This is a genomic window from Companilactobacillus tucceti DSM 20183 (assembly GCF_001434665.1).
GTDB classification, from domain to species: domain Bacteria; phylum Bacillota; class Bacilli; order Lactobacillales; family Lactobacillaceae; genus Companilactobacillus; species Companilactobacillus tucceti.
In genome coordinates this window covers 33,371-47,331 of the sequence record NZ_AZDG01000001.1, presented here as the reverse complement: position 1 = coordinate 47,331, position 13,961 = coordinate 33,371, and the positions used below count along the sequence as shown (strand labels likewise).

General features: G+C 33.0%; 16 protein-coding genes. 2 read left to right on the top strand and 14 right to left on the bottom strand.

All coding sequences use genetic code 11. The features are described 5' to 3' along the window. Positions 1–49: 49 nt before the first annotated feature. Together metE and metF are read left to right on the top strand one after the other, a co-directional pair. On the top strand, positions 50–2,296 hold the full coding sequence (metE, locus tag FC72_RS00230) for a 5-methyltetrahydropteroyltriglutamate--homocysteine S-methyltransferase (RefSeq protein WP_057763569.1): 2,247 nt from the start codon (positions 50–52) through the stop codon (positions 2,294–2,296). 2 nt (positions 2,297–2,298) lie between these two features. Then, positions 2,299–3,153 (top strand): methylenetetrahydrofolate reductase [NAD(P)H], encoded by an 855-nt coding sequence (gene metF, locus FC72_RS00225; protein ID WP_057763566.1) that lies wholly within the window; start codon positions 2,299–2,301, stop codon positions 3,151–3,153. Positions 3,154–3,287: 134 nt separating this feature from the next. Here the strand turns inward: metF and FC72_RS00220 are convergent, their stop codons facing one another. From FC72_RS00220 to rplT, 14 genes are all read right to left on the bottom strand, one after another. Continuing rightward, positions 3,288–4,025, bottom strand: coding sequence for a class I SAM-dependent methyltransferase (locus tag FC72_RS00220; RefSeq protein WP_201781783.1), 738 nt, complete (start codon positions 4,023–4,025; stop codon positions 3,288–3,290). Between the two features lie 63 nt (positions 4,026–4,088). Beyond that, entirely contained in the window at positions 4,089–5,186 is a 1,098-nt protein-coding gene (locus FC72_RS00215; protein ID WP_057763562.1) for a sensor histidine kinase, read from the bottom strand. Then, positions 5,183–5,869 carry a response regulator transcription factor gene (locus FC72_RS00210; protein WP_057763560.1) on the bottom strand — a complete coding sequence of 229 codons (687 nt, stop codon included), beginning with the start codon at positions 5,867–5,869 and terminating at the stop codon, positions 5,183–5,185. Before FC72_RS00210 ends, FC72_RS00215 begins: the two co-directional genes overlap by 4 nt. Positions 5,870–6,071: 202 nt before the next feature. Continuing rightward, entirely contained in the window at positions 6,072–7,493 is a 1,422-nt protein-coding gene (gene gndA / locus FC72_RS00205) for an NADP-dependent phosphogluconate dehydrogenase (protein WP_057763558.1), read from the bottom strand. A gap of 71 nt (positions 7,494–7,564) precedes the next feature. Next, positions 7,565–8,122 carry a YceD family protein gene (locus FC72_RS00200; protein ID WP_057763556.1) on the bottom strand — a complete coding sequence of 186 codons (558 nt, stop codon included), beginning with the start codon at positions 8,120–8,122 and terminating at the stop codon, positions 7,565–7,567. Beyond that, complete coding sequence (locus FC72_RS00195) at positions 8,115–9,215, bottom strand: nucleotidyltransferase (protein ID WP_057763554.1); 1,101 nt, start codon at positions 9,213–9,215, stop codon at positions 8,115–8,117. The genes FC72_RS00200 and FC72_RS00195 overlap by 8 nt, the downstream gene beginning before the upstream one ends. Positions 9,216–9,223: 8 nt before the next feature. Then, positions 9,224–9,952 carry a class I SAM-dependent DNA methyltransferase gene (locus FC72_RS00190; protein ID WP_057763551.1) on the bottom strand — a complete coding sequence of 243 codons (729 nt, stop codon included), beginning with the start codon at positions 9,950–9,952 and terminating at the stop codon, positions 9,224–9,226. Then, positions 9,952–10,308 (bottom strand): ribosome silencing factor, encoded by a 357-nt coding sequence (gene rsfS, locus FC72_RS00185; protein WP_057763549.1) that lies wholly within the window; start codon positions 10,306–10,308, stop codon positions 9,952–9,954. Before rsfS ends, FC72_RS00190 begins: the two co-directional genes overlap by 1 nt. After that, a complete protein-coding gene (yqeK, locus tag FC72_RS00180; RefSeq protein WP_057763547.1) occupies positions 10,309–10,911 on the bottom strand; it encodes a bis(5'-nucleosyl)-tetraphosphatase (symmetrical) YqeK in 603 nt (200 codons plus the stop codon). Beyond that, the gene (locus FC72_RS00175; protein WP_057763545.1) at positions 10,904–11,539 is read right to left on the bottom strand and encodes a nicotinate-nucleotide adenylyltransferase; all 636 of its coding nucleotides are present in this window, start codon (positions 11,537–11,539) and stop codon (positions 10,904–10,906) included. The genes yqeK and FC72_RS00175 overlap by 8 nt, the downstream gene beginning before the upstream one ends. 16 nt (positions 11,540–11,555) lie before the next feature. After that, positions 11,556–11,870 carry a YhbY family RNA-binding protein gene (locus tag FC72_RS00170; protein WP_057763543.1) on the bottom strand — a complete coding sequence of 105 codons (315 nt, stop codon included), beginning with the start codon at positions 11,868–11,870 and terminating at the stop codon, positions 11,556–11,558. Positions 11,871–11,899: 29 nt separating this feature from the next. Continuing rightward, positions 11,900–13,015: a ribosome biogenesis GTPase YqeH gene (yqeH, locus tag FC72_RS00165; RefSeq protein ID WP_057763541.1), complete on the bottom strand. Its 1,116-nt coding sequence runs from the start codon at positions 13,013–13,015 to the stop codon at positions 11,900–11,902. Further along, positions 13,002–13,529, bottom strand: coding sequence for a YqeG family HAD IIIA-type phosphatase (locus FC72_RS00160; RefSeq protein ID WP_057763539.1), 528 nt, complete (start codon positions 13,527–13,529; stop codon positions 13,002–13,004). The genes yqeH and FC72_RS00160 overlap by 14 nt, the downstream gene beginning before the upstream one ends. A gap of 62 nt (positions 13,530–13,591) precedes the next feature. Further along, complete coding sequence (rplT, locus tag FC72_RS00155) at positions 13,592–13,948, bottom strand: 50S ribosomal protein L20 (protein WP_057763537.1); 357 nt, start codon at positions 13,946–13,948, stop codon at positions 13,592–13,594. Positions 13,949–13,961: the final 13 nt, after the last annotated feature.

The window sequence follows — 13,961 nt, the reverse complement described above, 5'->3', positions numbered from 1 at the left end:
TCAAACTTAACGATGTTATCGTATATACCAATAACAAGGGGGCTTTTATATGACAACATCAATCATTGGTTTTCCACGAATAGGTGAAAAACGAGAATTAAAATTTCAAACAGAAAAATATTTTCGCAACGAAATAACTGAACAAGAATTAAAAGATTTTGCTAAAAATCTACGTCTAAAACATTGGCAAATCATCAAACAAGCTGGAATCGATTATATTCCAAGTAATGACTTTTCATTCTTTGACACAACTTTAGATACTGCTTTTCTTTTTAATATAATTCCTGAAGCTGACAAAGAATTAAAATTATCAAAATTGGACAGATACTTCGCACTGGCACGCGGCTATCAAGGTGATAAAGGCGATATAAAAGCTCTCCCGATGAAAAAGTGGTTCAATACTAATTACCATTACCTAGTTCCTCAATTTTTTAAAACAACCGATATAAAATTAACTGATACAAAAATTTTCGACGAATTTCAAGAGGCAAAAGAAGCCGGGATCAAAACACGCCCTACTATCGTAGGACCATTTACCCTATTAAGTTTGAGTGAATTTCATGATTCAAAACCTCAAAATTTCGTAGATGATTTAATTTCTGTATATCAACAGGTTTTCAAGAAATTAGCCGATCAAGGTGCTGAATGGATCCAGCTAGATGAACCTGAACTAGTAAAGGATGTTATTGGATCCGACAGGGAATTATTTAACGAAATCTACCAAAAACTACTACAAAACAAATTTGGACTAAAAGTACTTATCCAAACCTACTTTGGTGACGTTCGTGATGTTTATAGTGACCTAATAGATCTACCAGTTGAAGGTATTGGTTTAGACTTCATCGAAGGTCGCAAGTCAAAAGAACTTGTTCAAACTGGATTTCCAGATGATAAAATCCTATTTGCTGGTATTGTAAACGGGAAGAATATCTGGCGTAATCACTATCAAGATTCATTACAATTATTAAAAGATTTGAACGTTAAAAATATTGTTCTATCTACATCATGTTCTTTATTACACGTTCCATTTACAATTGAAAATGAAGATTTTCCAATCGAAATAAAATCGCATTTTGCATTTGCCAAAGAGAAATTATCAGAATTAGTTGAACTACAAAAGATCTTAAATGGTTCCGACAAAAATGCTGAAATTAAAAATAATAACTTATTCAAAAAAGCTCGGGTAACACCTAATAAAAAGGTCTCCCAAGCGATTAATAATTTAAATAAAGATTCATTTACTAGAACTCCTTCTCTTCAAAAAAGAGCTGAGATCCAGAAAAAAGAATTCAATTTACCTTTGCTACCAACAACAACAATTGGATCCTTTCCACAAACAAGAGAAGTAAAACAATTCCGTTCAAAATTCAGACATAATGAAATTTCACAAGAAAAATACGACGACTTTATTGCTAAACACATCAATGAATGGCTAAAATGGCAAGAAGACATTGGACTAGATATTTTGGTTCACGGTGAATTTGAAAGAAATGACATGGTCGAATATTTTGGACAAAACTTAGATGGATATTTATTTAGTAAAAATGGTTGGGTGCAATCATATGGTACTCGTGGTGTTAAACCACCAATTATCTGGGGCGATGTCAGTAGAGTTCGACCAATCACAGTCAAATGGTCTAAGTATGCTCAAAGTCAGACTAAGAAGATCGTTAAAGGTATGTTAACAGGTCCTGTAACCATCCTTAATTGGTCATTCCCACGAGAAGATATTTCAGTTAAAGAGTCTACTTTACAAATAGCTTTAGCAATTCAAGAAGAAGTTCTTGACCTTGAGGCAAACGGTATCAAGATTATTCAAATTGACGAGGCTGCCCTTCGTGAAAAACTACCACTCAGAAAGACTGATTGGTATTCAGAATATCTAGATTGGGCTATTCCTGCATTCAGATTAGTTCATAGCAAAGTTAAACCTGAAACACAGATCCACACACATATGTGCTATAGCGAATTCACTGATATAATTCCCGCAATTGAAAGTATGGATGCTGATGTTATTTCCTTTGAGGCATCACGTTCAAATCTGGAAATCTTAGATGAACTACAAAAACAACACTTTAAACTGCAAGTTGGTCCAGGTGTCTATGATATCCATTCACCACGTATACCATCAGTTGAAGAAATCACAAAAACTATTCATGCAATTCTTTCTAAAGTACCTAAAGAAAAAGTTTGGATCAATCCAGATTGCGGATTAAAAACTCGTGGAATTACCGAAGCAAAAGCTAGCGTGGAAAATTTGACCACAGCTGCTAAGGAAGTTCGAAAGGAGCTTTAAATATGGCAGAAACAAATACTGGATCTACTTTATCATTTGAAGTTTTCCCTCCTAATTCTAAAGTTGGCATAGAAAATTTAACAAAAACACTAGATCAATTAAAAGAACTAAAGCCTAGTTTTATCAGTGTTACATGTAGTAATCATAATGTTGATTATGAAAAAAATACTATTGATTTAGCAAAACATGTTCACAATGATCTTCAAGTACCCGCGATGGTTCATATGCCTGCAGCTTACGTCAATAAAAAACAAGTAAGTCGAATTCTCAATGAGTTGGAAGAACTAAATATCAACCAAGTCTTAGCCTTACGTGGAGATATAATTGATGGTCATGCTCCAGAAAATGATTTTAAATACGCTAGTGATCTAACTAAATTTATTAAACAAGAAAAGCCTGACTTTGAAGTTAGTGGAGCTTGTTACCCCGAAGTTCATCCTGAATCTACCAATAGAATTGATGACATAAAACATCTAAAAGAAAAAGTAGATGCTGGATGTGACCAACTTATAACCCAGCTTTTCTATGATAATGAGCAGTTTTTTCGATTCCAAGAAGAATGCGCGATTGCCGATATAAACGTTCCTATTCTAGCTGGTATTATGCCTATAATTAATCGTAAACAAGCACTTCATATTTTGGAAAATTGTTCGGCGCACTTGCCTAAAAAATTCTTAGCCATTCTGGATAAATATAAAGACGATCCTATTGCATTAAGAGACGCAGGTTTAGCATATGCGATAGATCAAATTGTAGATCTTGTAACAAATGACGTTGCTGGGATCCACATTTATACAATGAATAGTGCACAAACTGCTAAACATATTTACGATAATACAGCGGCGTTTTTTAAGTAAAAAAATGAGATTGCAGCCTTTTGCTGCACGTTTAGTCTATAAAAGTTTGAGGCAAAACTACTATTATCTTTAAATATGCAGTATAAACGTGTGACAACACATAGCTTTTTCCGCTTAAAACAGACCATGTGTTGTCACACTCTTTGATTACTTGCAGAAATAATCAACATCATAGGACGACGCATTTCATCTTTCATCCCCGGAATGTCCATCATACTTTTTGGAGGAATTGGCTCTACAACACGATTTATCTGAAAATCATTTGTCAATAATCCATCAAGATATGTGGTTAATGTCTTGTGATACTTAATTACTTTTTCACCTAAAAAATCAGTTTCTCTTTTACCTTCATAAAAGTAATTATCTACTGGGAAATCCTTTATTCTCCCATCTTCATAATAATTCCACTCTTCACTACCTAGCGCAGTAAAAATGGGATGTTCTACGGAAAAAACAAAAGTGCCATTAGGTTTTAAGTATTTACGGACTTTTTCAACCAATTCACTAAACGATTTCACATAATGAATCGCCAATGAGCTTAATACGACATCGAATTGATTCTCCTTAAAATCCACCTTTGTAATATCATCCAGTAAATAAGTAATTTTATCGGTCTTTGTTTTACCTTTAGCCACAGCGAGCATCTTTTCTGATAAATCGACTCCAATAACTGACTTAGCGCCATTTTCAATTGCGTATCTATCATGCCACCCATATCCACAGCCTAAATCGAGAACTGATTTGTCAGAAAAATCTGGTAATAATTCTTTCAAAGTACTCCATTCTCCTGCTCCTGAGAGTCCCTTAACACTGCGATTCATTTGACTGTATTTCTCAAAGAAATTTTCATTATCATAAATATTACTCATAATCTTCTCCTAAATATACAAAAAAGATTCGACTAAAATTTATATCATTTAAGTCGAATCTTTTTATTAGTCTTTTTTCTTACTATCTTTTTTTGACTTATCTTCATCATCGCCAGGTTCAATAGTTACAATTGGTAATTCAATTTTGAAAACCGTACCAGAACCCACAACACTTTCAACTTCTAGACTACCGTGATATATCTCAATCAATCTCTTGGCAATTGATAGTCCTAATCCGTTACCACCGCGTTTTCTAGAGCGGGCCTTGTCAACTCTATAGAATCTGTTAAAAATCCGTTTAAGGTCATTTTTAGCGATTCCTAGGCCATAATCTTGAACAACTACTTCTAACAATGCTGAGTTAGTTGATGCTGACAAGCTAATTTCCTTACGATCTGCTGAATACTTAAACGCATTATCTAATAAAATAACTAAAACTTGTTCCAAATGATTTCGATAGATCTGAACTAAACTACCTTCTTTAATATCATCATCAAAGTTTATTACAAAATCAGGATGTAACATCTTGAAATCATTATAAACCTGGATAAACAAAGGCTTTACTTCTGTTGTCTGTTTCAAGTAATCACTATCGATCTGCTCGACACGTGTTAAATCAAGCATTTCTTGAATCAATGACTGCATACGTTTCAACTCTTGCAAAGAAGAATTTATCGAGTCATTTAAGACCTCAGGATCATCTTTACCCCAACGCTGCAACATACTCAAATGACCTTCCAAAACAGCAACTGGAGTTCTCAACTCATGAGAAACATCTTCAACAAACTCTTTTTGTTGGTTTGTATAAGCTTGCATACGATCTAACATCTTATTGATATTAACTGTTAAATCATAAATCTCATCATCGCGTTTTCTGATCTTAATTCTAGAATCTGAATCTGGTTTTTTATTTAAATCATCGATTGTTCTATTAATAACCTTCAAATTATTTAAAACTTGATTAACGGCAAAGTAGCTGATCAATACTCCAATAAGGAAAATAACTACTCCACCAAATATTAACTTCATGTTAAAAGAATGTATCTCACTAACACTGGCTACGCTATCAACAGTTTTGGATGCAATTACAGCCACAATTATATATGCAGCTAAAATAATTAATGATATTAACGATGTACATTTAAATTTAATAGAGATTCTCATCGTCTCATCACATATCCTTTACCACGAACTGTTGAAATATAGCTAGGTGCACCACCGCGATCAATCTTATTTCTCAAATATTTAATATAAACATCGACAACATTAGTTTCAGTACTTGATCCTGAACCCCAAACACGTTCCAATAAGTCATCACGACTTAAGACCGTACCAACGTTTTCCATTAGGGCACTCAAAAGATCATATTCACGTCTTGTAAGGTCAATTACTTCACCATTTCGTTTCAATGTTTGAGTTGTCTTATCAATAACTAAGTTCTTGTACTTCAAAACTTGGTCATTATTTCTTGTTACATCGATATCTAAATCGATTCTTCTTAATAAGGCGCGAATTCTTGCTAATAATTCTTCAATAGCAAATGGTTTTACAATATAATCATCAGCACCATGATCAAGTCCTGATACACGGTCAATGATTGAATCACGAGCAGTCATCATAATAACAGGAGTATTCTTTTCCTGTCTGACACGACGACAAACTTCGATCCCATTTAATTCTGGCAACATCAAATCAAGAAGGATCAAATCCCATTCCTCACCTAATGCGGCTTCCAAGCCTGTTCGTCCATCCCTCTTTACAGTTACATCATAATTTTCGTGTTGTAACTCTAGTTGAACGAATTTGGCCATATTTTCTTCATCTTCAATAACAAGTATTTTAGCCATCTTATTCTCCTATATATTAAATAATCTTTAATTATAGCTTAATCATTTTTATTTGTATTGTCCCTTTATGGACATGCATTAATGATTTTAACATATAGCAAATATTAAAAGAAGACAAGTTTTTTTTTTTATTCTTTCACAAATATTTAGAAAGTAAAAAAAAGCCTCAGATAAAATTAATTATCAGAGGCTTAAATTAATACTATTGTTCTTCATACCATGTATAGTGGAAAATACCTGGTTTGTCATTTCTTTCATAAGTATGAGCACCAAAGTAGTCTCTTTGTGCTTGTACTAGATTAGCTGGCAATACTTCAGAACGATATTGATCATAATAAGAAACAGCTGACATAAAGCCAGAAACAGGAATTCCAGCTTGAACTGCATAGCTTACTACGTCACGAACAGCAGCTTGATACTTTTCAACGATATCTTTGAAGTAATTGTCTAACAACAAGTTATCAAGGTCAGCATCTTTATCATATGCATCAGTTATCTTTTGTAGGAATTGAGCACGAATGATACATCCCGCACGCCAGATTTGTGCGATTTCACCGTATTGAAGATTCCAATCATAATGATCAGAAGCAGCCTTCATTTGAGCAAATCCTTGAGCATAACTCATGATTTTACTGAAGTACAAAGCTTTACGGATCTTTTCAACAAATTCATCAATATTTACTTCAGGTTTGCTTGTTGGTGCAGCGAGAACCTTGCTTGCCTTAACACGTTCATCTTTATATGCTGAAATATAACGTGAATAAACGGCTGATGTAATAAGAGATTGAGGAACACCAAGTTCAAGAGCACTTTGTGAACTCCACTTACCTGTACCCTTGTTACCAGCTTTATCCATAATCTTATTAACGATAAAGTCGTCGCTACCTTCGTCATCTTTTCTTGTTAGAATATCAGCAGTAATTTCGATCAAGTAACTTGAAAGTTCACCCTTGTTCCAATCTTTAAAGACATCAGCAACTTTATTCAAATCATTATTGAATAAGTGAGTTAATAAGTTATAACTTTCAGAAATTAATTCCATATCACCATATTCAATACCATTATGTACCATCTTTACATAATGACCAGCACCATTTGGTCCGATATATGATACACAAGGTGCACCATCTTCGTCTGCTTTAGCAGAAATTTGTTCCAAAATTGGAGCAACTAAATCATAAGCTTCTTTTTGACCACCTGGCATCAATGAAGGTCCCTTTAGGGCACCTAATTCACCACCGGAAACTCCCATTCCAATGAAGTTGATACCTGATTTATCTAATAGTTGACTTCTCTTAATTGTATCCTCAAAGAATGTATTACCACCATCGATCAACACATCACCCTTATCAAGTAATGGAATTAATTCTTTAATAACAGCATCTGTACCTGCACCAGCTTTAACCATCATCAAAATACGACGTGGTTTCTCCAATGAGTTTACAAAATCCTCAATTGTATAGCTTGGTACCAATTTTTTGTCGGGATGTTCTTTAACAACATTTTCAGTTTTTGAACCAGTTCTGTTGAAAATAGCAACCTCATATCCACGACTTTCAATGTTAAGGGCCAAATTCTTACCCATAACAGCCATTCCAATAACACCAATTTGTGGTTTTGACATACTAATACCTCCGACCTGTAATTACGTACACTTTTAATAGTAACAAAAAAATAAAAAAGGAGTATATAATATCACTCCTCTTTGTTATTATCTTTAAATAAATTTTTTAATTTTGCAAATTCAGGATTTACTTGCTTATCTTCCTCTTTTTGCTTGTTGTATTCTTCTTCAGAAATTACCGTCCAATTATTTCCTGATGGCATAACGTTTTCTTCACGTTCTTCCGTTGTCAAAACTTGCGTTGGAACATTCAACAAAATATTATCAACCACTGATTCATAAACATTGATGACTGGATCTTCTTCATCAATCGGAATAATAATTGTATTTTCTTCAAATTCTTCTGTATCAATATTATCAATGTTATATGCTTCGTTAATACGGAAATTTAATGGAACACTAACTTCTTTTAAACTTCTTGTCGATGGCAAAGTAACATTTGTTGAAACTTTAATATCAGAAATGACCAATCCATTATCATTGAAAAGTTGACCATCAACAATAACCTTATCTGCATTCAAAATATCTTTTGAACGGCTCTTTAACTCTGTTTCCAAATCGATTTCCTCTTTAAAAGCAAAAGGCTTATCTTTGTACTTTCGAATATCCGAAACATTCCAATTAAGCATTAATTTTTCCCTCCATAAAAGGAATTTTTCCAAAATTTTGTTCTCTATTATCAATGAGTCTTCTAATATTGTCGGCTCTTATTTCTAAACCTAAAATATCTTGCTCATTCTTTCCTACCTTTGTAATAAAGCCTGTCTGTTTCCTCAATTTCTTCAAATAGTTTTGACCTACATTATTAAATCCTAAGACTCTCAAATAGGGATTATCATAAGCAAAAGTGATTTCAGACTCTTTAACGTTGATCAACGTATACATAGATAGTCTTCTTAATCTCGACCTTGTATATCGCTTTGACTTGACTGCATTAATAAATGATTCAAATTCTTTAGTTGATATTTCTTTTTTGAACTTATTTTCTAGACCTTCAACCATTTGATAAACATTATGTAAATCACTTGTTGAATCACTAACAATACGATACTTCAAAAAGGGAAAGAAATCATCCCACGAAATAATTTTATCATTTTTTAATGCTTTTAATGTACTATCAGGCACTAAATCAGAAATAGATTTTTCATCATGTAAATTCTGTCTAATTTTTGTCGCACTATATGAAGAATTTTGTCTAGTTATAGTCTTTACATGTATACGATAGTCATTTTTTAAGATTTGTTGAACGTAATTTATTCCCAAAAGCTGATTAGGTGATTCAAGAACATCAATACCAAAACTTTTATAAAACTCATTCAGGTTACTAGCAGAATTTCTTTTGTAATCTTGTTTAAACTCAGTATCTAAATTTAACATTTTTAATGCAATAGACTCAAAATCAAGATCATTTTCAGTACCAAATACTATATTATTAACGCCTAAATCATTTAGTAATGAGGTGGCACCTTTTGCAAACAATTCTGCTGGCTGAACAGCATATGAAAATGGCAATTCGACAACCAAATCAATACCATTTTCGATAGCAATTTGTGCTCTTTTCCACTTATCAAGAACGGCAAAATCACCTCGTTGTACATAATTGCCAGACATGACAGCAATTAAAACATCGGGGTGAAATTTTTGTTTTATTTCATTTATGAATTTTTTATGTCCATTATGAAATGGATTAAATTCAGCGACAAATCCGTAGATTTTTTGCATATTAACCTCTATTTCTGAGCAGAAAAGAACCAGCGATTAGAATCATCTTTAACTTCAGAAGTACCAAAATCCGCACTTACATTAATATTCTTAAAGCCAGTTTCTTTCAAAATATCAACAAATACTTCAATTGGATATGTTCTTTCATGATGAATTTCAGTATTAACAGAATAGCCGCCGATTTTTTCATTCCAATTAAAGAATGTTAATTCATGTTCAATACTATGAGGATACTCTCCTTCATAACTACTCCACATGAATGCAGAATCTTCACTCTTATGATTAAACATATATCCAGGAAATACTTGATCCATTTGATATAAAGAATGTGCATCAAATAAATAATGTCCACCATCATTTAAATGTTGATATGCTTGATTGAATGCAATTTCTAACTCTTCTTCTCCATTTAAATAACAGATGGAATCATCAAAGCAAGTTATCACATCATAGCTACCAAACTCATAAAGATCCATCATATTGCTCTGAATAAAAGGAATCTCTACATGATTATTTTTAGATTTTTCTTCTGCAATTTTGAGCATTTCTTCTGACAAATCAGTTCCAGTAACTTGATAACTATCTGCCAATTGTATTGTCAAATCACCTGTACCACAAGCAACATCTAACAGTTCTTTAGACTTGGGCGCTTGTTTTTTAACATAATCTGCCCATTTTGCATATAACGAATCATCCATTAATTCGCTATAAACCTTTGCAAATGAATTATAAATCATTATTCAGTTACCAAATTTGAGATATCAACTTCCGGTGCATCTGACCAAAGTTTTTCCAAGTTGTAAAAATCACGTTCTTCTGAAAAGAAGACATGAATAACAACATCGTGAAGGTCAATCAAAATCCACTTAGAATCACGTTTTCCTTCAACATGACCTACATCGACATTATTCTTGCCCATTTCATCTAAAATAGCTTGAACGATAGCACCAACTTGACGTTGTGAACTAGCATCCATGATTACAAAATAATCTGCCATGATAATTACTTCGCTAATATTTAAAACATTAATATCATTAGCATGTTTACTATCTGCTGCTTTAACAGCAATTTCCATTTTTTCTTTTGAATTCAATTAAAGTTCCCCTTTAGCTATCCAATAATTATAACTATCAAATGTTTTAGGATAAATTACACGATTCTTTTTAACTAAGTATGCAACGGAATGCTTTAATTCAAAAGCAACCGCTGCATCCAAAGATTTGTCTGCGTACTTACGAGCTTTTTCGATCCCAGGAAAATCTCTTTCTGGTTCAATAAAGTCAGCCACAAACACACACTTATCGACTCCTGTCATATTAGTCGATCCAACTGTATGACGACGAATGGCATTCAGTACATCTTCGTCATAAATACCCAATTCATCCTTAATAATTTCTGCACCAACAATTCCATGCCAAATGGCATTTCCATAATTGAGCAGTTCTTTATCTAAATGTTTAGATTTAATAACCTCAATAAACTCTTTATCAGAACGTTCCTTACAATAATCATGCAATAGACCTGCCAATCCTGCTCTATCAACATCAATCTTATATTCAGCTGCCAATCCTCGACTCTCTTTTTCTACTCGAAGACAATGCTGAAATCTAAAATCACTCAACTGCTTTTTCATACGATTCAATAGTTCATCGCGATCGAAATCATGCTTAACATTTTCATAATTAAATTTAGTCAAGATACAACCTCCTATCTTTTATATACTCCTCGACTTTTTTAGGAACGAGATACTTGATCGATCGACCCTTTTTCACGTGTCGACGAATCATACTGGAACTTATTTCCAATTCTGGAGTATTTACCCAAAGTATAGGATATTTAGATTTTTTCTCAAAGCCCTTTCGACAAACTCCGACAAAATGAACCATATTAACTAGTTCATCAATATGAGACCATTTTGATAAATTCTCAACCATATCTCCACCAATAATAAAATAATATTCAGTATCGGGATTATATTGTTTGAGTAATTTGATTGTTTCGTAAGTATAGCTAATACCACCACGGTTTACATCTGTTAAATCTAAATCAAAGTGAATATTATCTTCAATAGCAAGTTTAATCATCTCAATACGATCATCACTATTTATTGGCTTCTGCTTTTTTACCCCACGATGAGGCGGAATTTTATCTGGTATAAATAAGATTTTATTTAAACAAAGTTGTTCTGAAACTTGGTCAGCAATAACTAAATGTCCCATATGTATGGGATTAAACGTCCCACCCAAAATGCCGACATGTCGCTTCTTATGACCAGTTTGAAATTGTGGTTTTACTTTAGTTAATATTTGTTGTTGTGTGTTCATTTTTCATCACTTATTACTAAATATTTTCTAATTCAATTGAATATTTACGATATTTGATTTTAGGTGCTTTCTTATAAAAGACCATCTTTGAGCCAATTGTTTGAACGTGAACTATCTGTTCATCAAATTCTGACAATGCTTCGATTAAATCACTAGGTTCAACCATTGTATTTTGAAGTAGTGATACTTTGATAAGCTCATTTTTATTGATCAATAGTTCAAGTTGATTCAAGAGGTTTTCACTAATTCCTTCACGACCAACTTGGATCAATGGCTTCATAGTAGCGGCCTGACTTCTCAAATAACGATTTCTTTTACCTTTTATTATCATTAATTTTTTCCTTATCTCCAGTTTAACAATTAAATAATGGCATCGCGAATAGAAACACTCACACCATCTGGAACATAGACTTTTACTTTGCTTCCGGCTGGAATTGTTACCCAACCCAAACCATAGATAACAATATCTGATTTTTGATGTGCAACAAACTCTTCTTGTTTCAATGTTGGAAATTCATCAATATCAGAAGGTGGAGTTAACATTTCACCTAAGTGTTTTTGATAGAATTCTTCAGCGTTGATTGTCTTTGTTCTATGCAATAAAAGATTTTGGTTCACATAAAATACAACATTGGTCTTTTCATCAAGAAAATCAAATCTAGCCAAACCTGCGACAAAAATAGTTTGTCCATCTCTTAATTGGAAAGTTGCTGGTCTAAGTGGTTTCTTAGGCGTAACAGTCTTCAAATCTTGGTCATTTAGAAAATGAGCTAATTGATATTTATGAATAATACCTGGTGTATCCACCAAACTCTTACCATCATCTAATGGAATATCAATACGATCTAAAGTAGTTCCTGGAAATCTTGAAGTTGTGATCAAATCTTTAACATCAGAATTTTGACTAATTATCTTATTAATAAGTGTTGATTTACCAGTATTAGTTGTTCCCACAACATATACATCTTTACCATTACGGTATTTCTCGATCAATCTCATTAATTTATCGATATTAGTACCCTTTTCAGCTGAAACCATAATTTGATCAACTGATTTAATACCATTCTCTTTACTCTTTTGTTGTAACCAATTTAACAAACGATTTTGATTTACTGATTTTGGCAATAGATCTACTTTGTTTCCTACTACTAAGATATCTTTATCACCAACAAAACGTTGCAAACCAGGAATAACACTACCTTCGTAGTCAAAAATATCAATTACGTTAACGATTAATCCATCTTCTTGTGCGATAGAATCTAATAACTTCAAGAAGTCATCGTCACTTATATCAACATCTGTTATTTCATTGTAGTTTCTTAATCTAAAACATCTCTTGCAAAAGAGTTCACGTGAATCATCTTCTTGATATTTTCTCAAGGTAGACTTTTGTACATAGCCTGGCTTATCTTTATCTTCTGTTTGAAGTTCAGCTCCACAACCAATACAATACATTTTTTCACTAGTCTCTGTCATTTAATGAATCCTTCCAATTTAAATTTGAATCATGACTCTGCATAAATTTTAAAAGAGGACGTTCAAAAAATCTATTCACACGAGTTTTTTTAGCATCAGTATCAACTAATGGCTTAACTAAGACTGTCTTTAGACCTGACATATTACCGGCTAAAACATCTGTCATTACCTGATCTCCAACAAATAAAACACTTTGTGGATCAATTTGCATCTCATGTAAATGTTTCATAATTACAAATGGTAATGGTTTAACAGCTCTAGCCACAATACTTACTGGCAGATCCAAAACGGCTTTTTCCACACGTTCATAACTATTATTTGAAACCACCATTACCTCGACATTTGCACGATTCATTTGATTGAGCCATTTTCTTAGAGATAAATTATATTCATTACTATCCCATGGCAGCAAAGTATTATCAAGATCTGTCATTATTGTTGTAACACCCATATCTTTTAAGTCTTGGGCATTAATATCAGTAATTTTATTGAGCATAATATATGGTTTAAACATTTCTAATCCTCTATCCTTAGTAAAAAAACGTAATTTGGAATGTCCAAATTACGTTTTAATCATTAAGCTAAGGCTTTCTTAGCTGTGTCTACTAAACTTGTAAATGCTTTTGGATCTTCAATAGCGATTTGTGCTAGCATCTTACGGTTGATGTCAACATTTGCCAACTTCAAACCATGCATCAACTTGCTGTAGCTGATTTCATTTAATCTTGCGGCAGCATTAATTCTAGCGATCCATAACTTACGGAAATCACGTTTTCTTTGACGACGATCACGGAATGCATAGCGATATGAAACCATGATTTGTGTATGTGCTGCTTTAAAAGTGATATGTTTTGATCCACGATATCCCTTAGCTAATTTTAAAACTTTCTTACGACGTTTGCGAGTTACTGTTCCACCTTTTACACGTGGCATAATGACTCCTCCT